Raw genomic sequence first — 20,937 nt, forward strand, 5'->3', positions numbered from 1 at the left:
ACTCCCCTCCGCGCGTCAGGCCGCGCCTCCGTTGATGAGCGAGAACAAGCGGACGGCGCCGGACTCTGTGAGAGTTGGCCTCTTGGCCTTCTTCGGAGCGGCCCCGGGACGCCGCATCGGCTCCGGGCGGGCCGGCCACGCCGCCTTCTTCTCTGTGTTCACGCAGATCAGAACGTGCTCGATCCGGCGCAGAACGTCGTGGCAGGCGGCCAGCAGCTGCTGATCCTGGGACCAGCGGCCCTTCTCCGGTTCGCCCTCGTCCGCCTGCGCGGCCAGCTCCTCATCCGAGAGGCTGTTTCGCAGGGCCGTCATCGTGGACGACTCCGGCGGGAGGTTCTGGATCAGCACCCGCAGGCGGCGAGACGTCATCTCCCCCCGCCACCACGCGTCGATCTGGTCGGCGTCGCGCGGGTAGTAGCGGGCCAGATCGGCCTCTACTTCCTCCGCGTGCGCCTCGACGACGCCGACGGTCCACTGGACTTTCCCATCTGCTCGCCGGACGCCTCACCGGCCGCGTTGGCGAACTCGCCGATCTCGTCGTTGGTGGGGTCGAGCTCGAGGTAGACCTCGTAGGAGTCGGGGCTGAGCACGTCTTCCATGAAGCCGTCGATGTCGCCCGCGCGCAGCTTGCGCATCGTGGACTGGCGCCAGGCGCCGCCCGGGACGACCTCGACGTCCTTGCTGGCGAGTCCGGCGGTAATGAAGTGGCCCGTGGCTTCGACTTCCTGGGCCTCGGCGGGAGTGGTCTTCTCTTCGGTCATGGCGCGGACCTCCTAGGTCGATGGCGCGGGCAGAAATGCAGGTGGGCGGGCCGGGCCCGCGCCGACGGTTGACGACCCGCCCACCCGATCAGGACCCCGTGTAGGCGGGGGTCGCCGGGACGCGGTCAGCGTGGTAAACGGTGTTGCCGGACTCGTCCGGGTAGGACGTGATCGTCCACTGGAAGCCGGCCACCTCGTCCTGCTTGTGCGTGACGTCCGACCGCTCGGTGATCTCGCCCTGGGGGACGTAGAAGCCCCGCTGCAGTTCGCCGTCCAGGACGACGAACCAGAACGCCCGCCGGTCCGGAACCGGCGACGCGGTCTCCGCGAACGTCGTCAGCCCCGACGCGGGCTCCAGGTCGTCGACCGGAATGCGGTACTGCAGGGACTGCACCGTAGTCCGGCCTGTCTCCCACGCGGTGACGGAGAACGTCCGCAGCGAGCTGGTGATCGTGGTTCGGATCGGTGCCGTGTAGCCCCACGGCGTGAACGACTGGGAGTCCTCCTCGAAGCCCTGGACGAGGCCGTCGTCGGACAGGGCGCCGAGCGGGAGCCACGGGGCGAGCGGCTGTACCGCCGGGTCGCCGGGCGAGGCGGTGCCGAGCGGCGCGACCCAGCCGCCGCCGTTTGCGCCGACCTCGAGCAGATCCGCGGCGCGGGTGATGTTGACCATGACGTCTCCAGACGTGAAGAAGCCCGCGCACGGGCGGGAGCTGACGGGTCCGGCGCGGGCCCAAGCCGGTCAGGAGACCGGGTGACTGTAGATCTGGTAGGTGGCACCGACTCGACGGAGAGCGGTGTTCTCGTAGGGTCGTGCAACTGGGCGCGACACCGTGCCCACCAGGCCGAAGACGGCGTTGGTGGTCCGGGAGCCGCGAAGTTCGGTCTGGAACAGCCCGTGGATCTGAGCCGCCAGGGCGACAGCTTCAGCCCGAGTGGCTGCGTAGACGTTGACGTCTACCAGGGCCCGGTCGAGCCGAATGCCATCGTCGTCTCCACCCACAACCTCGATCTGCACCGTGGGCAGTTCGTCGGCGAGTTTGTTGTCGAGTTCGTCCCGGACGATGACTTCGGTCCCGAGCCTGCTCTGTGTCCAGCCGATGAGTTCGGGCTCAATGTCGACAGAGCCGACGGCGGCCATCAGTTGCCGCCCCCCGCTTGAGCGGCGCGCAGAAGGATGTGATGGGCTGGAACACGCTCTGTTCCGTACTCGACCCAGCGCGCATAGTGCGACGAGTTTCCCACCACGGCGACGAGGCGCTTCTTCTGCGACCTGCCGATCGGCTTGCGCTCCAGTCTCGCGTACCAGGACAACTTGTATCGTCCCGGGTGAGGGTCGCCTCGTCCGCCTACCGGCGAGGCGGCCTCAGCGATGGCTTTGATGGCTTGTGCCCGCCGAAGAACCTCGCCGGAGACCTCCGGCGAGTTCAGCAGCTGACCGACGCCTCGCTTGGACATCTTGAACTTCGCGGGCATCATGACCACCTCTACTCACTAGGGGGCGACATGGACGTCAAGGGCGTGCAAGGCGACGTCAGGTTCGACGGGGAATGGGTCACGATCACCAAAAGGGCGATCGGGCAGCCTGCACGGGAGTTCCGCATCCGGGCCGCCGATGTCACCGGGACGCGACTCAAGGAAGCCACCAGGCTCTTCCATGGGTACGTGCAGTTCCTCGTCCCGGGCTCCGCGCCCGCTGAGGAGAGCAAGAGCCTGCTCAGCGGAGGCCGGCCCCCGCAGGACGACCCTCACTCGCTGTCGATCCCGCGCAAGAGCAACGACGCGGCACAGAAGCTCCTCGCCGCCGTAGAGCAAGCCCGCAGCTAGCCCGTCACCCGGTCCGCCGCGAACTGCACGGGGCCGGGGGTGCCGGTGAACACCGAGCGGCCCCAGTCGCCTGGCTCGCCCGTGATCTCACACACCTCGCCGCGTATACGGACCTGGTCCGTGGTGAGCCATTGCGATCCCGGCGGCGCGTACACCGTCCAGCCGACGATCACCGTGTCCCGGGCCTGCTGCTCGTCCCCTCCGACCTGAGGCGTTGACTGCCGTGGGGTGACCACACATCCAGGGAACGTGGTCTCGATCAGCGGGCCTGGAATGGGCTGCCCGCGGGGGTCGCGGCCGGGCGAGGCGCCGCGCCGTAGGCGCACCACATCCTCGCCGAACGGGTAGGGGCCGGGCATCAGTATCCCCACCCGGGCTCGTAGGGGGCACCTGGGTAGAAGTCATCGGCCATGGGCCAGGTCGGCGAAGGATCGGCCTCTGCAGGCGTCGGGTCGACCGTGAACGCCCCACCACGCCCCGCCAGAGACTTCAGGGCCGCCTTGTCCGCCTTCGTCAGGTACAAGCCGCCTGACCCGGCCGGGCGCTGCACAGACTGCGGGCCGATCGTCTCGTAGGTGACCTGCTGAGGGTTGACGTAGGCGCGGCCAGCCACGGACAGCACCACTGCGGTGGCCTGGTCAGGTAGCGGCTTTACCGCCGACTCGGCCAGGGCGACAGCCTGGCGGATCAGCAGGTCCGCCCGCTCGCCGTCGATCTCACCCAGACCCAGATAGAGGCCGAGCTGCTCAGCCGTAGGAGGTTCGAAGGTCACCGCCGCCTCCTATCAGGCCAGGGCCTCTACGGCATCGCACCAGGCAGCCAGATCGGGTGTCGGATCGAGCTCGGCCGACCGGGCCTTCGCCCGCTTTGCCACCAGCCGGTACTCGGCCGGGGTGGACAGGAGCTTGCGCAGGACTGCCTCGTATCCGTCGACGTCGTGCAGGTCGACGAACACGCCGGCCTCGCCCAGCGACTCGCACAGCCCCGGCGTGGGGTGCGCGACGACTGGGATGCCCGAGGCCAAAGCCTCAACTCCAGCCCGGCCCCACGACTCATACGAGGAAGGCATCAGCAGCACCTTCGTGCGGCTGTACACCTGCTCCCGCATGTCATGGCCGCACATGTGGCTCAGCACCTCGACGTTCGGCAGATCAGGAACGATCTGCTCGCCGTAGGCGCCAGTCACCGCAAGGAACTCGACGTCCGGCATGCGGCGGGCGAGCTTCTCGAAGAGCCGGCCGCCCTTCTCCACGTTGAGGTTGATCAGCGTCACCTTGGAGCCCGGCTTCGTCCGGTACTCCTCGGCGAACACCGGCGGACGGACGATGATCTCGCTGGACGGGCGGATGCCCTTGGGGTACTCGGAGAAGAACAGCTCGGCCTCACGCGCCATCCACTGGGAGTTGTAGACCGCGAGGGCTGTGTCGCCGCCAGCCATCTGACGGAAGCTCGGCAGGTGCGTGTTGTGCACGACGACAGCAAGCGGCTTGCCGTATCCCCGGGCCAGCGCCCCGGCGGACGGAACGTTCTCCAGGTGGGAGACGACCACGTCCGCCCTTCGGATTGCCGTGCCGGCGTCGAGGCGCGTCTCCAGGGGAACGACATGTACGCCGTTGAGGTCGTAAGCCTCGCGGTCGCTGGTGTAGCGAGACAGCCACACGGACACATCGTGGCCGCGCTCCACCAGCGCCCGCAGCATGGAATGCGCCATCCACTCGGCTCCGGCATTGTGCCGCGGCGGGTAGCCGTGCAGCCGGGCCACGATCTGCATCGGCGCCCGGCCGCCGGACCCGCCGGAGGTCACGAAGCTCCGCCCGCTGCCAGGTACTTGACGAAGGCCTCTTCGTCGCCGAGGACGAACCCGTAGTACGCCTCGGCGAGGAGGAGCACCAGGTTCTCCTGGAACGCGGAGTGGACGCCGCCGTCCTCGTCGATGTACGTCGCCTCGCGGGAGATCTTGACGGTGATGTCCATGCCGACGCCGTAGGCGGTCTGAGACCAGTCGCCGCCGATGCCACGCAGGCCGGTGTCGATGGTGCCGGACTGGCGGCGGAGCTTGCCAGACACGCTGCGAGAGTAGGCGACCGGCTCGCCGATCAGAGTGCCAGCGAGGGCGGCGCCCGTGCCCGGGACGGTCGTGTCGACGAAGATGGGCCGTCCGGTGGTGTCCGTACCGCCGAGAAGCGTGGGCTTCATGCGGTTGTCCAGAACGGTTCCGGTGTAGTCCCAGTCGTCGTCGATGACCTCCTTCATGCCCTTGACCAGGTCACCGTAGATGCCGCCGTTGCCCTGCGTAGTGCCGCCGAGGGTGACCGACTTGGTCGTCATCGCCAGGTAGTCAGCGAAGGGGCCGGTGGCGCCCTTCATGGTCTTGCCGTGGATCGTGGCACGGTCGAAGGCGCGGGCGAAGGCGGTCGGCAGGTCGCGCTGCAGCTGGGTCCACAGGCCCGCCGCGTTGCTGTCCGCGACCTCCATGGCGACCGGGATGAGGACCGCGATCTTCTTGCCGGTCATCTGCTTGATGTCGACGCCGCCGGTGCTGATCGGCTTGCGGCCGGCCTGCTCGACCCAGTCCGCGGTGGGGACGTCCAGCGGGACCGGAACTGCCGTGTTCGCGGTCATCGCCAGCGGGACGCGCTTGGCGAGCGACATGACCGCCGACTGCTCGACGGACTTCTCGAAGATGGGCCCGACGAGGGTCTCGGGCAGGAACGTGCTGTCGATGTCCGACAGCTTGATGGGCGGCGTAGCAGCCATGGTCTACCTCTCTCAGCGGCCCCCGTTGAGGGCCCTCTTCATGAAGCCCGCGAACTCGTCCGCCGGGCTGTTGGGGGTTCGGTTGCCGTTGCCTGAGGAGCCCTGCGTGCGGTCCGGGGCCGGGCGGCGAGGGCCGTCTGGGGCCTTGGCCCAGTGCGGCTTGCGCTTGAGGAGATCCGCCAGGTCCGCCTTGATAGCGTCCACGTCGATGACGCCGTCGTCGTCGACGTAGCCGGACAGATCCAGCGCGCCGGCGGCATCTTCCGGGTCGGCGAACTCCTTCGCAGCGAGCGCCTCAACCTTCGAAGTCACCGCTGCACGGATGGCCTTGGCCGCCTTCTCCTGCTGGGCAGCGAGCTGCTCGGTGAGCCGCTCCTGCTCGGACTTCTGGGCGTCCTCGAGCTCCTGGGCCTTCTTAGCCAGAGGCTCGAGTTCCTTCAGCCGCTTGCGCAGGTTCTCCGCCTCGGAGTTCTTCTTCTTCAGAGCAGCCTCGGCACGCTTCCGGTCGAAGGGCTCCTCGTCGGCGCCCTCCGCCTCCAGGGCGGTCGCGGACTCCTGCGGCTCTTCGACGGACTGGCCAGTCTCCGTAGTCTCTTCAGGCATGGTGAATCGGCCCTCCAGGGGCTGAGAAAGGCCACCTCCAGGGCAGCCGGGGTTACCGAGCGGGCAGGTGCCCGTGTTCGGCGAGAGCCAGGCGGAAGCGCCTCAGCTGATCGCCCGAGTGGGGCGCCGCGAACTCGCGGTACAGCCGCTCCCACTCACGTGCGTGGTCGGACAGCTCGAACCGCTGCCCTTTGAACACCGGCACGACGCCGCAGTGGCAGCCGTCGTGGGCCTGGAAGTCGGCCGTGTCCTGCTTGTAGACGGCTCCACGGGTCGCCAGAAGCTTGCAGAAGCTGCACGCCCCCAGCGCCGCCGAGCGCGCCCAGGCGGTCGCCTGACGATCGCGCCGCACCGCCTCCTGGACGGTGTCACGCCCCTGGTCGACGACCAGCTTCTGGGCGACCGCCTCAGCCTTCTTCTCCGCCTGCTCGAGACGGACGCCCATCGGCTGACGCTGGGCCTCGGTCGTAGCCGGGTCCTCTGGGTCCCGCGGCCACAGATCCTTCGTCGCCCACCGGAGACTGTTCTCGACCTTCTCGTCCGGTGGCGGTTCGGCCACAGGAACGCTGAAGGCGCCGGGGGCCTGTGCAGCAATTCGCTCGGCTTCGTAGTAGTCCGCAGACAGAGCGGACGAAGCGCCCCCGTACTGCTCGACCAATGCGTGGACAGCGTCGATCCAGACAGGCACCGTCGCTTCAAGCCGGGACGGAATGATGACGCGCCGGAGGCCCCGCATATCCCGTATCAGGAGACGCGTCAGGCCGCGCTGCGCTTGACGCTGCCGGACGGCCGCAGGGTTGGCGTCAGAGGTCCTCGTCGCCATCCGCAGCCTCCGGATCCTCGCCGCCGCGCGTAGTCAGCGATGCCAGAAGCTTGCGTCCTTGCGCGCGTCGACGGTCAGCGGCCACCCGCTGCCGCTGGTCTTCGGTGAGACCGGCCATCTCCAGCAGCACGTCCGAATCTGGCGGGATGATGCCAGCCTGCGACAGCTTTACCGCAGCGTCCGTCTGCGCTGCGATGGTCGGCGTTGCGGGGTTCCGCCACACCGTCTCCAGCCGACGGGACTTCTCCGGCGGCTCGCCGTCACGCACCCACAGCGCCAGGCGCATCGCCTCGCGGTGCGTGGCGCCAAAGCGGCGAATCCTCCGCTCGGCCTTCTTCACCAGCATCGCCTCGGAGGACCGGATCGCGTCCGCTGAGGCAGGGTTGTCGCTGGTGTAGCCGAGCATGTGCGGCGGCAGCCCAAGCTGCGTGGCCATGATCCGCGCGTACAGATCGATGATCTTCGTCTGGCCGGACGGATCGTGCGCGGTGAAGGCCCCCACAGTCGGGACGTTGCCGTCCTCGTCCCGCTCCAGAGCCAGCACCCGGCCGATGTACGTTTCCCAAGCCGACTTGGCGTTACCCTCCGCGTCCTGGAAGGCCGACTCCGAGGCGCCCAAGATGTAACGCTGCGGAGCGCCGAAGAACTCCGCCGCTACCTCGATGCCCATGAGCCGCCGGCACGCGGCGTCCGTGATGGACATGACTTCAGGCGTGATCTCCGACTTCCCAACCCGGTCGGCCGTTCGCTGGCGGTTCGCCATCCGCAAGACCGGCACCATGCCCAGCTGGTGCTCGTCTCGGTCCAGCACCACCCACTCGCCGTTCGCCTGCACGACGTAGACCGTCTGGTCCGGCAGGTACAGCGTGATCAGGCGCTCCTCGGGGGCCAGACCGTAGTCGTACTGATCGCCCTGGCATTCCCGCAGAGCGGCAGTGCCGATCCTCAGACGGGCATCCCACGCGAGCGTCATGTCCAGCGGTGACTCGAACGTCACCAGCGGCATGTCGTCCTCGCCGGAGCCGGCCGCCACGTACTCGCGGCCGTAGGTCAGCGCGTCCAGGTGAGCCAGAGACGCCTCATCGAACCAGTCGTTCGCCTCGGCGATCTCCTCGAGCTCCGATGAATCCGAACCGTCAGCCCAGCGGAAAGCTTCCAGGTCGAGTCGCTGCTCGAGGGCTTCCACGCCGATCCTCGGCCAGCCGATGACCGTGTGCAGGGTCCGCAGCTGGGGCGGGATGCTGATGCCGAGGTCGCGGATTACCTGCTCGCCGTTGAAGTAGGCATCAAGGACGCCCAACTTTGTTCGCTGGGCCAGCAGATCGGTGCGCAGCAGCATCAAGACCTGCTGCTCAGGCTCGGAGAGCCCCAGCAGGGGAAGGGTCGGGATCGTCATCGGAGCACCACCACCCTTCCCTTGCCGCGCGCGGTCGAACGCTTCTGGTTCTTCGGACTGTTCAGGACCATGCGGCGCAGCATCCGGGCTCCGACGACACAGACAGCCAGGTCGATCTTCTTGGCGCTTTCCCGGTGCTCCTTGCCGATCGTGATGCCCCACTCGTTCGTCCGTCGTCGGGCGTTGATGACGTGCGTGCGCATCACCTTGTGGCCGTTGTGCAGCAGCGTTCGCTGCAGAACGTCCTCGTGAGTGCGCTTCACCGCGTCCGTGAAGGTCTCCTGGTTGCGGCGATTACGCATGTCCCATCGGACGGCGTGCGCCTTCGGCCCAGCCGTGACCGCGCGCAGCAGGAGCTTCTTTCCATGAGCCTGACCCCACCGGTCGAGGTAGGTGTCCCAGTACATCTCGCCGTCGTCGTCCTTGCCCGAACCAGGGTCGGCGAAGAAGGCGAGCACCCGGAAGCGGCGGAAGGTGTTGGCCACAACGCCGTCCACCTCCCCGCGGGGAACCTGGTACGGGACGTACCCAGGGCTGCTAGGCGACGGCCAGTTCGCTGGCTTCTGCCACACGCCCAAGGCCGCCACCAGACCATCGGACAGGCGGCAGGCCGCCAGGGCAGTCGCGTCGTCCGTCTTGGAGCCGTCGAAGAAGATGACGATCTCGTCGCCGTCCGCCAGTTGCAGCTCTTCGTGCTTACACGCGTCCCATTCGTACCGGGCGAGCCAGGCGTCCTCTGCGGCGTCGATCTGGTTGTACCAAAATCGGCGGGAGCGGCTGGGCGGGTTACGGATGTCGAGGATGGACGCCTTGAGCCGCGGGATATCCAGCCATGTCGAGTCTCCCCGGACCGCCTGAAGAGTCGGTTCGATCCACGCCTCGGTCAGCTGTGCCTCGGGAGGAGCCTCCAGCGAGTCGTAGAAGAGGCCCGTGTCGGCGGCGCGGCCGGCCTCGGACGCTTCATAGGCGTCCCTGGTGCGCTCGGCTACTGAGTCCTCGCCCGGCTCGAACGCGTTCGTGATCGCCATCGTCCGCGACTGGCCATCAGCCGACTTCGTGGCGTTGCGCTCGATCACGGCAGCCATCTCGTGGCCCGAGTTCGCCTCCAGCCAGTGGTGCGTCTCGTTGGGGTAGGTAGCCGTCGGCCGCCCGCCCTCCAGCGCTCTCGGCGAGGAGGTGACCGCCTCGATGCGAGCCCTGCCCTTGTCGGCGTAGATGATCTCCTTGCCGAGGTCGATCCGGAACTCCTCGAGCGCGCGCTTCGTGAAGATGCTCGGGAAGATGGTCATGGTGTTGCGGGTCTGGTCCTGCGAGACCGCCGCCATCTGCACCCACGCGGCCGGGTGCTGCTTGCCCAGCGGCTGACCGGGCTGCAGACCCCACTCGTTGCCCTCGTCGGCGACCATGTCGAACCGGCAGGGGCCGACGAACTCGAAGGCCCCCCACGACGCCACGACCGGGTCCTTGCCCCAGCCCTTCAGCCTCTGGATGACGCCGTCGCGCCACAGGAACCGATTCGTCTCCGGATCCATCGCGTACCACCACAGCGTCAGACGGGCCTGCTCCGGGGTGTACTGCCATGGCTTGCCGGCGTAGTGCTGGAGGTACGTCTTGGTCCACGCCAGGCACTGCCAGCCCAGCGTGTACTCGGGCAAGACGAACCGGCCATCCGGACCGCGCTTCCACGTCGGGCCGAGAGTGAAGGGCGTGACGACGTCGGGGACCTGCTCATCAGCCGCCAGCGATGTCACGGTAGGAGTCCAGCGGGCTCACCACAGCGAGCTTCGGTCCGGTCGGCTGCCGCTCGAGTTCGATGCGGGCCCGGCGCCGGTCGCCCTCAGTCGTGAGCAGGCTGCCCATCACGCTATTGAGTGCGGCCACGAGCTGTCCGTTGGGGGAACGGTCGGTGCTCAGGAGCCGGGACATGAGTTCGGCCGCGTACCGGGCCGTCGCCCAGTCTGACGCCTGGTAAAACGCGGCCTGTCCGGACTCCTGCAGCGACATGTACCAGTCCTTGGCGATGTCGTGCCAGCTGGGATCGGGCTCCGGCAGGTCCGGCACCTCGACCGGGCCGGAGGCGGCCTGCACGATGGCCGGCCCGTCGTCCTTGTTGCGGCGGCGGCGCTCTGCGCTGCGCTTGGGGATGGGTCCGCGATCACCCATGTCGACCTCCAGGGTCAGCAGGCACGCCACCAGGGCGCGCGGGCGGGCTTGCGGCCGGCGGGACCGCCTCCAGGGCGGCCATAACGGCGTGTAGTCGGCCGGGCCCCCGGCCTAGGGAACCCGTACAGAGGGTCAGGTGCTATACGGCCCCGATAGGAACAGGGGCCGGGGAGGGGGTATCCCCCCACCCCTGGCGGCTGCCGAGCCGGCCAGCCGGCCGCTGTCGATCACGAGTAGTCATGGGTCCAGCTGTGGGCCCAGAGGTCGGTGTAGTCGGGCTCGACGACGAGCTGGAGCACGTTGCCCTGGCTGGTCGTGCCCTTGGCGTGCAGGGCCATCGGGACTGGCGTGCCGCAGTCCGGGCAGTGGACGTGCACTGTGCCTACCTCCGCCACCGTTCCCCCTCACGCTGCCTCGCCAGCCGGCCCTGCTCTCCAAGCCGTGCCGTCCTTCTCTCCTTGCGCTTCGGGCTGCTCGCTTGCGTCGATGTCCACGCGTTGGATCTGAGCTCCCTGGCCGGCTGGGATGGCGAGGCTACGCCTCGGTCGTCCGTGAAGACGGCCCATCCGCCGGCGAACGTGACGGTGAGAGTGTCGTCCTCGATGAGGATGTCCTCGCGCCGCTGCTCTGCTGGGTGCTGGATGAGGTATGCAGGCATCACTTCATCCCTGGGTGTGGTTCAGGTGGCCGGGTTCGTCCTGGTCGAGGGTTGGCCTTCTGGGCAGCGTTTCCTTCGGCGCTGCTCTTCTGGTCGTGACATGGACCGCAGACGCCTTGGAGTCCAGTGTCTGTGTGGTCGTCGACCTTGGCCTCGATGTGGTCGCAGAACTGGCTGGTCCGTACACCGCAGATCTTGCAGATCGGGTCGCGGGCCAGGATTCGGGCGCGGATGCGTGTCCAGTTCGGCGGGAGGCGCCGGACGCGGTTCGAATCCTTCCACCCGCCGCTCATGCCGCGAGGGCCCGCGCGATGCCCTCTTCGAGGGTGACGCGGGGCAGGTGGAAGTCGAGCATGCGGCTGGGATCGCACACCCGGTGGTGGACGCCCTGTGGTGCGGCTGGCAGGTGCTTCAGCTCGGGCTGGTATCCGGCGGCTTCGGTGACGAGGCTGGCGAGCCGGTCGAAGCTGGTGGCTCGTCCGGTGCCGAGGTTGACCGGCCCCAGGACACCTTCGTCGACGGCCTTGAGGGTGGCGTCCACGATGTCGTCGATGTGGATCCAGTCGCGGGTGCTGCTGCCGTCGCCCCAGATCTCGAACGGGTCTTGCCGCTCCTTGGCCCGCCGGATGAACGCGGGGAAGGGGTAGCAGTCGTCCTGGTCTTCGCCGTAGCCGGAGAAGGGCCGCAGGATCGCCATGCGGGTACCGCTAGCTTCGGCGTACTGGCAGAGCTGTTCGCCAGTGAGCTTGGCGAGGCCGTAGGTGGCATCGGGCCGGCCCGGCTGCTGGTAGTCGATGTCGGTCTCGACGAGGCGCCGGACTGGTCCAGGCTGCTGGAGCGCGACTGGGTAGGCCGCGGATGAGCTGAAGTAGACGGCCCGCGGGGTCTTGGTGCGGGCCAGCCATCGCATGAACCAGGCGTCGAGGCCCAGGTTCGTGGCGACGCCGAGGGGGCTGCCGTCGATGCTGGCGCGACCGCCCACGATGGCAGCGCAATGGATTGCCAGGTCGAAGCGCTCCTCGTCGCGGCGGAAGAAGTCGAGAGCGTCGATGCTGTGGACGAGCGGGGTGGCGTTGAGGTCGATGCCGAGTACCTGGTCTCCGCGGTCCAGGAGCGCTTGGTGAAGGTGTCGGCCGACGAACCCGGCGGCGCCTGTGAGGAGTACGCGCATCAGCCGCCTGCCTTCACGGCCCGGAAGACGCCCCAGGGCAGCTCGCTGTCGAGGCGCTTGAGGCCGACTCGCTTGCAGATGGCGTCCTGCTGTTCGCGGGACCAGGTGGTGACGCTGATCCAGCTGCTGCCTTCGGCCGGTTCTTCGGAGACGGGCCAGTCGAGGACGAGGAGGCCGTTGACGCGGACTGCGGCCCGGAGCCCTTCGACGATGGCCTCGCCGGCCTCGTAGCTGTGGTGGATCAGGACGGCGAGGGAAACGACTGCGTCAGTCTTCTTGCTGATGACCGCGGCCAGGTCGAGCCCATCGCTGAGGACCCACGGCATACCGGGGTCTCGTTCGGCGAGCCGATCGAGCATGGCCTGGGAGCCGTCGGCGCCGGTGACGTCGTAGCCGGCCTGCCGCAGCGGGATGGCAACGCGCCCGTCGCCGCAGCCGAAGTCGATAACCCGGCAACCTGCGGGGAGAACCTTGGCGAGGAGTTCCGCCTGCACCTCGCCGGAGATCTGGTAGGCCTCCTCAGACACCACGCGGGTGGGGTGAATGGCGGCCGGGTCGGCCTCGTCCCACGCCTCGATGACGTCGTTGATGCTGCTCATGCCGCCTCCTCCACGAGTGCCCGTAGCTTCTGCAGGTCGGCTTCGAGGCCGCCCTCGTCGCGGTAGGCGTAGTAGGCGGTCGCGTCGGCGGTGGCCTGCTCAGAGCTGTTGCACTCCTGGTAGCCCGCATCCAGGGCGGCCTTCCCGTTGGCGGGATGCATGTGCTCCAGGACAACGTCGCCGAGGTAGGTGATGCGCTCCATGCCACGGCCCCAGTCAAGCCAGACGAGGTCGAGACACAGGTGGACGAGTGAGGGCGGGGCCATGTAGCCGAGCGTCTGCACGATGTCGCTGGTCATGGCGACTGCGGTCGGCATCCGTTCGCCCATGAGGAGGTCGTTGCCGTAGACGACACCGGGGCCGCCTGACAGGCAGATGCGGAAGCGTTCGTCCCAGCCGACGGTCCGGGGCCGGTGGTCGTCGCCCATGAATGCGAGGAAGCGGTAGCGGCCCGCCATGTCGACGGCCGCCTTGTTGAGAGTGCCGCAAAGCCGGAGCCGCGGCCCCGTCACCCAGTGGATCCGCGGGTCGTTGATGTTCTCCATGTGCTCGCGGTATCCGGCGAGCATGGGGTCGTCGTCGTCGACGGCAAACAGTAGGTCGGCGGTGGCGCCAGTCTGCCGCCAGCAGTCGAGGATGGCCGGGACACTGTCCGGCCGGCCGCGGGTCGGCACGATCATGAGGAGGTCATCCACGTGCACCTCCTAGGTGATCTGGAAGCGTGGGGAGGCAACGACCGGCTTCTCGGGTGGGGCGGTGATCTCGATCCATGTGCGGTAGACGCCTGGGCCGAGCTGTACGGCGCCGCCTGGGCCGATGAGGAGGCTGGCGTGCGGGGTGCCGTCGATGGTGCGCCACTCGGCGGTATGCCAGTCGCTGGCCTCTGGGCGTTCACCGTCGAGCAGGACGGCGACGCGGACGCTGTACGACGTGGGGTCGTCGGCGGAGGTGATGGGCGTGAGGAGCTCTTCGAGACTGCTGCGGTCCACCGGGCCCCCTTACATCCGTGGCGTGCCTGCCGTCCAGGCGGGTGCGCGCGAGCGGCCAGCTGCCCACAGGCTGTGGGGTGTTCCGGCCGCGACCGTGTCGATGCCGTCACCGCCTGCTGTGGTGAGTGGCCGCGCGGTGCTGGTCTCGACCGCGACGCCGAGCGTGGCAGTCTTGGTGCCAGCCAGCGGCTGGGCTGTCTCGCTGGTCGCGGCTACCGAGAGGCCGCGGCTCGTCGAGGCGGTGAGAGCCTGCGCGGTCTCGACGGCGGTAACGGTCGGCAGGGCCGCCGCCTTGGCGCCGACGAGGGGCTGTGCGGCCCCGGCTTCCAGTGAGGCGCCGAGCACGGCCGCCTTGCTGCTGGCAAGAGACTGGGGTGCGCCGACCTCTGCCGCGACGCCGAGGGCCACACCCGCGGTCACGTCTCCGGCGGCAAAGTCGTCGAACCGAATTGCCGCGGACGAGGTCGACCGGAGCCCGACGCTAGTGCCCGATACAACCGCCGAGTTGACGACTGAGACGCGCTCGACGCCGTTGACGAAGCCCTTGATGGTCGAGCCGACGGCCTGGACCTTGGCGACGTCGCCGGGGGCTGCTGCTGCCGCGTAGCTGCCGATGGAGGTGAACGTGCCGCTAACGACGCTGAAGAGCGTCCACTCGGACCCGTCGTTCCGCCACAGGTACCCGGAGCTGATGTTCGAGTTCCCGCGGCACCACACGCCGTGACTCGCGGCCGTAGTGGCGGCGATCGTGACCTGCGCCGAGTGGTCGCTGCTGTCCATGGGGCCGGCCGCACGCAGGATGATCGTGCCGCCGTCCGAGCCCGGGGACAGCTGGTTGGAGGCGATCGACCAGAAGCCGGAGACCTGCACCCATCCGGCGCCGAGGTCGGTGGAGTCGGGGCGGTTGAAGTCGTCAGTGAAGCTGGCCACGGCGACCTCCCGCCCCCATCGGTAAGCCGGCCGTCACGCGGTGGAAGACGCGCGGTAGAAGTCGGCGACGCTCAGGGTGAAGGAGTTGCCGTCTGGGGTCAGGGCCACGTCGTGCTTCGTCAGCGGGATCAGGTCCGCGTCGGTGCCGGTGGTTGTGTCGGGGTCGTAGCAGATGACGACGGCAGCGATGGCGTTCCCGGTGGCGGCAGTCCAGGTGATGTCCGCGCAGTCAACGGCGACCCTGTCGTTCGTGTCGTCGACGGTCACGGTGACCGAGGCGAGGGTCTTGCGGCCCATCGTCATCTGCTCGTTGGACGCGCCAGCGAGGAGGGCTCCGAGGTCGTCGTAGTCGCGCATGGTGGCGTCGGAGACGAGGCCGGTCGCCTCCAGCGGTACGGCGATCAGCGCGTCGCTGGCGGCCGGGAGGGCAGCGAGCGACGCTACCCGTCCCAGCGAAGTGTTGAAGACGAGATTGGCCACCGTCGGCTCCTCTCAGGAGAGTCAGGCGGCTTGTGCGCCTGTGGGCATCGGCGGCGTCTCGCCGGGGCTGATGAGCTCGCGGGTCCATTCGTCACGCTCGGCCTTGGGGAGCTCGTGCACGTTGTACCGGACCTTCCCGCGGCCCTTTCCGTATCGCTGGATACGGCCTTCATGGGCCCAGCGGCGAATCGTGACGCCGGGTCGGCCTGCCCAATAGGCGGCGGCTTCTTCGTCGACGAGAGCGAGGGAGGGCATGGCCACCTCCAGGTACGCGAAAGGCCACCCGTTGTGGGGTGGCCTCAGCAGGCGCAAAGCACCGATTGAGAAGACCTTAGGTTCGCCCAGGTCATTGAGTCAAGCTATTGATGAATTGGGGCCCATAGCCTGTGGCGACTCAGGCGCCTCTCGCAGGGGTCGGGCGCGTCGTCGGTGCCGTGCGGCGCGGTAGTGCTTGTTGACGATCCGCGGCAGCGGCAGGAGAGCGAGGGGATTCTCTCGGCAGCAGCGGCAGGGGGTTTCGTCGATGCAGTCAGGTTCATAGGCGATGTAGCCGCCGCCGTCGCAGTGTGGGCAGCGTGGGTTGGGCCGCTGGTGGATGGCGAGGGCGGGTCGGACGCGTCCGAGCGTATGGCGGGCTGGCCAGTAGGTGAGGGTGATGCGCGGGTTCACTGCTGGTTCCTTTCTGTGATGGCTTCGCGGATGAGGTGGAGTGCGTCCGTGAGGGTGCGTTCGGGCCGGTCGTTCCACCGGTGGTAGGGCTCGTCGATCCCCCGCCCCCTGAGCACGTTCTGCATGGCCTTCCCGGCGGCGATGGCGGTGCTCTCGTCCCCGTACCCGAGGCGGTACAGCACGGCCTGCGCGCCAAGGATGCAGCGGGCTCCTCCGCGGGATCGGAGTCCGCCGCGGTGGTGGCCGTACTGCTGCAGGACGAGGGCGGTGAGCTCGAGGTGCTGGGTGACGGTGATGGTGCGGCCGGCGCCGTGGAGGTGACGGGCGGGCGTGAGGGCGAGGGCCCAGTCGGGGATGATGCGCCACCAGCGCGCGGGGGCGGCAAGGGTGGGCGCCGTGGTCTCGACGGCGGGCGTCTGTAGGGCTTCGGCGACGAGTTCGGCGGTGGTCTTGGTGACGAGCGGGTGGGCGGTCCGCGGGGCCTGTTGGGCGAGGTAGGCCTCGATGTCGGCGATGAGCGCGGCCGCGTCGATGGCCAGCGTGTCGGGCGCGGTTGCTGCGAGGGTGGCGGTCGCGGTCATCTCAGGTCCTTTCTGCTGGTCGGTGTGTGGTCCGGGTCTGTTCCCGGTCCGTGGTGGCTACGGGGGTGGACAGGCAGCCGTCAGGCTCAGCGGCGTCCGGCGAGGGACCATTCGCGGGACATTGCGAGGGCGGCTTCTTGTGCGTGGAGGTCGGCGACGAGGGTGGCGGTGCGCTGGGCGTCCTCGGTGTAGGCGGAGTGGTTGTCGCGGGCGCCGAGGTTGGGTAGGGCGGGGCGCTGGGTGTAGATCTCGCGCTCCCTGCTGAGCAGCGACTCCAGGCTGGACTTGCCGCGGGTGACCGGGGACTGGACGACGGGCGTCCGAGTGAACGGCATCTTCTCGGTGGTGACGATGTACTCGGAGTAGGTCTTGGACGGTCCGGAGTTGCCGACGTGCTCGTTGATGACGAAGAGGCTCATACCGGGCTTGATGTCGTTGAGGAGGGCCTTCTTGTCGCCTCGGGTGGCGCGGTAGACGGTCTTCATGGCGGTGGTCCTTTCGGTGGTGTGGGTCAGGCCTGGGTGGGGGGCTGGGTGAAGATGCCGCCGCAGCGGGCGAGGAGTTGAGTGAGGGTGATGGATCCGGGACCGGGTGCGGCGTCGGCGGGGCGGACCATGCGGCTGCCGAATGCGGGACTGGTGTCGTCGGTGACGATGAACTCGCCGCCGAGGGTGTAGAGCAGGTCGCCGGGCTGTACGTCGTGAGCGAGGTCTGCGGCGTCGGCTCGGGTGGGCTGGTAGTGGGGCTTGAGGGGCATGTCCGGGTCTCCTTCCAGATCGGGATCTTCTTCGCATATAGGGCGTGACAGGGATGGTGACAGCCCATGACAGTGCAGGTCAGAGAACTGTGGGGGGCGTTGACGGGCCAGTGACATGTCACGGGCTAGAGGTCGGTGTCAGCGGCTTGTCACGGGGTCTGTCAACGCCGTGACCTGCGGTGTCACTGGCCTGTCAGGGGCGAATCAGGCGTCTTCGTCCGTAAGTTGGAGCAGCGTGGCCAGCAGGTAGCCCTTGTGTCGGTCGGAGCCGTCCCGCCACTGCTTAGTCTTCATGTCGACCGCGGGGTCGATCTGTGCGGCCTGCTTGCGGAGGGCCTCTTGGAAGCGGGCCATGGCCTTCGCCTGGTCCTCGTCCTCGCGCGGCGCCCACGTCTCGGACGCGGAGGAGACGTAGTCGTAGATCTCCTCGCTGGTCATGCGCTCGGGATCGTCGTTGGCGGTGAATGCGAGCCGGGCGAGCTCGAGGACCTCGGGGAGGGCGGTACGGGGCTTGACGGTGTGGAGGTCGTCGAAGGTGACTCCGGCAGCCTTGAGGGAGTCCTCGTCGATCCAGGGGCGGCCGGCCGCAGCGCGGGCGGCAGCCCGCACCTTGGCCTCGTCGATGTCGAGAGCGATGAACTTGTGGATGAGCGGGTCGCGCTGGCCGCCGCCCATGATGTAGGCCTTGCCTGCGTCGGCGGGGTCCTCGCCCTGCGCCGGGTGGAGCTTGTCGGGCCGGTAGCCGTTGGCGCTGGCTCCGGTGCCGAAGACGAGCTGGACGTCCTGCTGGCGTGCCGGGCCCATGATCTTGAGGGCGACACTGTTTGCGATGGCTGCACCGATGGCGTCCTTCGTGGCCTCCTGGGCGGCGAGGCCGATGTGGACACGGCCGGCGCGGCCGACCCGCAGGATTGCGATGACGAGGGCCTTGGCCTTCTGGGACAGCTGCGGATACTCATCGGCCAGGACGAAGATCGCGGGATGCGTCTTGCTGGGGATCCAGTTCTCGCCCATGCCGAGCCGGACGGTGAGGAGTTTGCGGGCCTTGGCGACGGCCAGCACTTTCTCCAGGACGGCTTCGATGACGTGCATCTGGTCGGCGCCCACGACCCTGACTCCGACGGCTTCGGCGAGGGCTTCGAGCCCGTTGCCGCCAGCGTCGAGGTCGATGACGACGACGTCCTCGCAGGCGGTGAGGATGTCTGCGATCGAGCGCAGCGTGACCGACTTGCCGCCGCCAGACTCGGCGATGACGACGAAGTGCAGGCCGAGGAAGGACATTTCCGTGTGCTGGCCGTCCATGCGGAGGGCCACCAGGGCTTTGTCGCGGAGCCGGAGGCTGTTGGGGGCCCGGTCGGGCAGGGCGGGCATCTTGATGAACGGGTCGCCTTCGACGAGGCGGAGGGTGGCGCGGGCTCGGCTGGTGCGCAGCGGTTGGCAGAGGAGGCCGTCGACGGGCAGGTCGAGGGGGGTCTCCAGGTCGCCGGCCTTGGCGATGAGGTCGGCGGGGGTGCCTTTCTGGAGGCGGACGTTGATCTCCCAGCCCCAGTCGTAGCGGCGGCCGGCTTCGACTTCGGCGACGGCGATGCCTTCGGAGACGAGGGCGCGGCGGACGCATTCGGCGGCTTCGGTGCGGTTGGTGGCGTCGGCGATCGGGAACGGCGCGCCTTCTTCGGCGAGGATTTCGATGCGACCGGGGTCGTCTTCGGCGGCGATGACTGCGGGCTGGCCTCGCCATGCGCCGTAGCCGATGGTGGCGATGCCGAGGAGGAGGCTGGTCCAGACGCCTCCGGTGGCGACGGCGACGCCGCCCGCGGTTCCGGTGGTGGCCATCCAGGCGCCGGTCTTGGCGCTGTAGACGAGCCGGTGGTGCTTGTAGGCCTCGCGGAGTCGCTGTACGTCGCGCTTGGCGCCCTGCTCGGCGGCGGCATCGCCTTTGGAGGTTTTGATGCCGGCGCGGGCGGTGCGGATCATCTGCGGGTAGTCGTCGCGGTAGCCGTCGAGGAAGCGGCCGGCCAGTCGCCCGTAGCCGCGGGCGGCCCAGCCGAGGTACAGCCAGTTAGTGGCGGCGTGCTTTCCGGCGCGTCGGGCGCGCTCGCCAGCGGACAGGACCCACTCGGGCCGGGTGGCGACCTCGTCGCCCTGATGCTCGACGACCGTGCCCTTGACGGCGGCGGGGGCGTTGTCCTTGACGAGGGTGAGAGTGGGCCGGGGGTCGGCCTGCTGCGGGGCGGTGGTCATGGCTGTGGACCTCAGCTCTGCTCGGACTGGACGGCGTCGCGGACGCGCTGGGCGTAGACCTTGGAGCGGCCGATGAGCTTGGCGACGGCGGGAGTGGAGAACTGCGCGGGGGCTGCTGCGCGGAGCGCACGCGCGGCCTCAAGGTGCTCTGCTGCAAGGGGCTCAGTGGCATCCTTGCGAGCGGGGGCGGGATCGGCCCCCTTCCCAATCCCCCCATGGGTTGCGGAGCCCTGTACGGGGCCGCCAGACGGCTTCTTGGGGGCACCCTTTGCGGCGCTTCCGCCGCCTTCTCCGCGGCCTCCGAAGATGTCGGCGATGAGCCCCTCGACGGCGAGGTGTCCGGCGGTGTCGAGGTGCTCTGCGACGACCTGGTCGACGTACTCGCGGGCGGCCAGCTCGGTGGCGAGAGTCTCGATTGTCTGCCCCAGCGGGAGGCCCTTCACGGACTTCCACGCCGCGGCCCACAGGTCGGCCGCCTTCACGTTCGACGGCCCGTTGAGGACGAGCAGCTGGTACCGGCTGTACACGTCCGGGTGGGCGGCTGCGCGCTGGGCTTCGTCCCAGGCCCGGTCCCGGCTGATGGTGCCGAGCGGGTGGGCGGCGAGGATCCGCTCGTACTGCTCCCATGCCGCCGGGTAGAAGGTGCGGCGCTGCTCGTCCTGAGTAGCGAGGGCGGCGTCGGCGGCAGCCTTGTCCGCAGCGGCTTTCGCTTCGTGGGCGGCTCGCCTTGCCTCTTCGGTCGCGCGTTTGTCGTCTGCCTGTCGGGTCTTCTCGGCTGCTTCGGCGTCGAGTTCGGCGCGACGCTGGGCCAGTTCGGCTTCCGACTTCCGGGCGGCCGCCTCGGCGATCTTCCGCTCGCTGCGGGTGGCCTTCGCGCCAGCGGCTCGGGCCCCGAACTCGTGGATGACCTTCAGCGCGGGGCCGGCGATCGAAGCGAACCCGCCGACGATGCCGAACGCGGGGCCGATCTCCGCGTGGGAGAACCCGTCGTAGACGTTGACCCCCGCGGCGAACGCGGCACACAGCCCGACGCCCGCCAGGTAGTGCCACACCATCCGCCGGCCGGAGATCGCGGCCTCCGCCTGGCGGATGAACACCCAGGCGAGCCCCTCCAGGAACAGGGGGATGGCGACCTCCCACCACCGCTCGGGAGACCAGAACGCCCTCAGCTGCAGCGGGAGGGCGACGACCAGGGCGGCGACCACTCCGATGTTGACGGCCTTGGCGGCCCGCTTGTCCCGCTTTACGGACTCGCGCATCCGGGCGGCTTCGTCCCGGGCGGCCTTGTCCTTCTCGGCTCGGGCGGCCCGGTCGGCTTCGGCCTGGGCGGCGCTGTCGCGTTCGGCCTGCTCCGCCTCGGCGGCGGCCTGGCGGGCGATGCGGTCGGCTTCGGCCTGCGCGGCGGCGAGCTTGGGGGCGTCGAGGGCCTCGCGGCGGCGCCGGTTCGCGTCGGCGTCGGCGGCCTTGGCCGCGGCCTCGGTCCGGATCTTGTCCGCGTTCGCGGACTGCTCGGTGAACGACGTGCCGCTCAC

General features: G+C 68.9%; 27 protein-coding genes. 1 reads left to right on the top strand and 26 read right to left on the bottom strand.

Annotated features, from left to right (window positions below):
• Positions 1–15 precede the first annotated feature (15 nt).
• From IF00_RS0119040 to IF00_RS43850, 5 genes are all read right to left on the bottom strand, one after another.
• Positions 16–369 carry a hypothetical protein gene (locus IF00_RS0119040; protein ID WP_030319585.1) on the bottom strand — a complete coding sequence of 118 codons (354 nt, stop codon included), beginning with the start codon at positions 367–369 and terminating at the stop codon, positions 16–18.
• 65 nt (positions 370–434) lie between these two features.
• On the bottom strand, positions 435–761 hold the full coding sequence (locus tag IF00_RS0119045) for a hypothetical protein (RefSeq protein WP_030319587.1): 327 nt from the start codon (positions 759–761) through the stop codon (positions 435–437).
• A gap of 88 nt (positions 762–849) precedes the next feature.
• Entirely contained in the window at positions 850–1,434 is a 585-nt protein-coding gene (locus tag IF00_RS0119050) for a phage tail tube protein (protein WP_030319589.1), read from the bottom strand.
• A 69-nt stretch (positions 1,435–1,503) separates the two neighbouring features.
• Positions 1,504–1,902 (bottom strand): hypothetical protein, encoded by a 399-nt coding sequence (locus tag IF00_RS0119055; RefSeq protein ID WP_030319590.1) that lies wholly within the window; start codon positions 1,900–1,902, stop codon positions 1,504–1,506.
• Positions 1,902–2,237, bottom strand: coding sequence for a hypothetical protein (locus IF00_RS43850; protein ID WP_078944776.1), 336 nt, complete (start codon positions 2,235–2,237; stop codon positions 1,902–1,904). The genes IF00_RS0119055 and IF00_RS43850 overlap by 1 nt, the downstream gene beginning before the upstream one ends.
• A gap of 30 nt (positions 2,238–2,267) precedes the next feature.
• Between IF00_RS43850 and IF00_RS43855 the strand changes: the two genes are divergently transcribed.
• Entirely contained in the window at positions 2,268–2,588 is a 321-nt protein-coding gene (locus IF00_RS43855; protein WP_078944761.1) for a DUF4429 domain-containing protein, read from the top strand.
• Here the strand turns inward: IF00_RS43855 and IF00_RS0119065 are convergent.
• From IF00_RS0119065 to IF00_RS0119180, 21 genes are all read right to left on the bottom strand, one after another.
• Positions 2,585–2,824, bottom strand: a complete 240-nt coding sequence (locus IF00_RS0119065; RefSeq protein ID WP_245234573.1) for a hypothetical protein — start codon at positions 2,822–2,824, stop codon at positions 2,585–2,587. The two genes, IF00_RS43855 and IF00_RS0119065, sit on opposite strands and share 4 nt — an antisense overlap.
• Positions 2,825–2,946: 122 nt before the next feature.
• The gene (locus IF00_RS0119070; RefSeq protein WP_030319594.1) at positions 2,947–3,360 is read right to left on the bottom strand and encodes a hypothetical protein; all 414 of its coding nucleotides are present in this window, start codon (positions 3,358–3,360) and stop codon (positions 2,947–2,949) included.
• Positions 3,361–3,372: 12 nt separating this feature from the next.
• Positions 3,373–4,392: a glycosyltransferase family 4 protein gene (locus IF00_RS0119075; RefSeq protein WP_342451045.1), complete on the bottom strand. Its 1,020-nt coding sequence runs from the start codon at positions 4,390–4,392 to the stop codon at positions 3,373–3,375.
• Positions 4,389–5,345 carry a phage major capsid protein gene (locus tag IF00_RS0119080; protein ID WP_030319597.1) on the bottom strand — a complete coding sequence of 319 codons (957 nt, stop codon included), beginning with the start codon at positions 5,343–5,345 and terminating at the stop codon, positions 4,389–4,391. The genes IF00_RS0119075 and IF00_RS0119080 overlap by 4 nt, the downstream gene beginning before the upstream one ends.
• Positions 5,346–5,357: 12 nt before the next feature.
• Complete coding sequence (locus tag IF00_RS0119085; protein WP_037638543.1) at positions 5,358–5,948, bottom strand: hypothetical protein; 591 nt, start codon at positions 5,946–5,948, stop codon at positions 5,358–5,360.
• A gap of 52 nt (positions 5,949–6,000) precedes the next feature.
• Entirely contained in the window at positions 6,001–6,771 is a 771-nt protein-coding gene (locus IF00_RS0119090; protein ID WP_030319599.1) for a VG15 protein, read from the bottom strand.
• Positions 6,752–8,167, bottom strand: coding sequence for a phage portal protein (locus IF00_RS0119095; RefSeq protein WP_030319600.1), 1,416 nt, complete (start codon positions 8,165–8,167; stop codon positions 6,752–6,754). Before IF00_RS0119095 ends, IF00_RS0119090 begins: the two co-directional genes overlap by 20 nt.
• Positions 8,164–9,822, bottom strand: a complete 1,659-nt coding sequence (locus IF00_RS0119100; protein WP_245234574.1) for a terminase — start codon at positions 9,820–9,822, stop codon at positions 8,164–8,166. The genes IF00_RS0119095 and IF00_RS0119100 overlap by 4 nt, the downstream gene beginning before the upstream one ends.
• Positions 9,823–9,898: 76 nt before the next feature.
• Complete coding sequence (locus IF00_RS0119105; RefSeq protein WP_030319603.1) at positions 9,899–10,330, bottom strand: phage terminase small subunit; 432 nt, start codon at positions 10,328–10,330, stop codon at positions 9,899–9,901.
• Positions 10,331–11,277: 947 nt separating this feature from the next.
• Complete coding sequence (locus tag IF00_RS0119125; RefSeq protein WP_030319611.1) at positions 11,278–12,159, bottom strand: NAD-dependent epimerase/dehydratase family protein; 882 nt, start codon at positions 12,157–12,159, stop codon at positions 11,278–11,280.
• Positions 12,159–12,758, bottom strand: a complete 600-nt coding sequence (locus IF00_RS42735) for a class I SAM-dependent methyltransferase (protein WP_030319612.1) — start codon at positions 12,756–12,758, stop codon at positions 12,159–12,161. The genes IF00_RS0119125 and IF00_RS42735 overlap by 1 nt, the downstream gene beginning before the upstream one ends.
• Positions 12,755–13,453: a glycosyltransferase family 2 protein gene (locus IF00_RS0119135; RefSeq protein ID WP_030319613.1), complete on the bottom strand. Its 699-nt coding sequence runs from the start codon at positions 13,451–13,453 to the stop codon at positions 12,755–12,757. Before IF00_RS0119135 ends, IF00_RS42735 begins: the two co-directional genes overlap by 4 nt.
• A gap of 9 nt (positions 13,454–13,462) precedes the next feature.
• Complete coding sequence (locus IF00_RS0119140; protein WP_030319614.1) at positions 13,463–13,747, bottom strand: hypothetical protein; 285 nt, start codon at positions 13,745–13,747, stop codon at positions 13,463–13,465.
• A gap of 9 nt (positions 13,748–13,756) precedes the next feature.
• Entirely contained in the window at positions 13,757–14,677 is a 921-nt protein-coding gene (locus IF00_RS0119145) for a hypothetical protein (protein ID WP_030319615.1), read from the bottom strand.
• A 33-nt stretch (positions 14,678–14,710) separates the two neighbouring features.
• On the bottom strand, positions 14,711–15,157 hold the full coding sequence (locus tag IF00_RS0119150; RefSeq protein WP_030319616.1) for a hypothetical protein: 447 nt from the start codon (positions 15,155–15,157) through the stop codon (positions 14,711–14,713).
• Positions 15,158–15,178: 21 nt separating this feature from the next.
• On the bottom strand, positions 15,179–15,412 hold the full coding sequence (locus IF00_RS0119155) for a hypothetical protein (RefSeq protein ID WP_030319618.1): 234 nt from the start codon (positions 15,410–15,412) through the stop codon (positions 15,179–15,181).
• Between the two features lie 410 nt (positions 15,413–15,822).
• Positions 15,823–16,407 (bottom strand): DUF6197 family protein, encoded by a 585-nt coding sequence (locus IF00_RS0119160; RefSeq protein WP_030319620.1) that lies wholly within the window; start codon positions 16,405–16,407, stop codon positions 15,823–15,825.
• Between the two features lie 86 nt (positions 16,408–16,493).
• The gene (locus tag IF00_RS0119165; RefSeq protein WP_030319622.1) at positions 16,494–16,892 is read right to left on the bottom strand and encodes a hypothetical protein; all 399 of its coding nucleotides are present in this window, start codon (positions 16,890–16,892) and stop codon (positions 16,494–16,496) included.
• 26 nt (positions 16,893–16,918) lie between these two features.
• Complete coding sequence (locus IF00_RS0119170) at positions 16,919–17,164, bottom strand: hypothetical protein (protein WP_030319626.1); 246 nt, start codon at positions 17,162–17,164, stop codon at positions 16,919–16,921.
• 204 nt (positions 17,165–17,368) lie between these two features.
• Positions 17,369–19,405: a P-loop NTPase family protein gene (locus IF00_RS0119175; protein WP_030319627.1), complete on the bottom strand. Its 2,037-nt coding sequence runs from the start codon at positions 19,403–19,405 to the stop codon at positions 17,369–17,371.
• An 11-nt stretch (positions 19,406–19,416) separates the two neighbouring features.
• A complete protein-coding gene (locus IF00_RS0119180) occupies positions 19,417–20,937 on the bottom strand; it encodes a hypothetical protein (RefSeq protein WP_158710488.1) in 1,521 nt (506 codons plus the stop codon).

The organism is Streptomyces flavochromogenes, assembly GCF_000717595.1.
In the GTDB taxonomy this organism is placed as follows: domain Bacteria; phylum Actinomycetota; class Actinomycetes; order Streptomycetales; family Streptomycetaceae; genus Streptomyces; species Streptomyces flavochromogenes.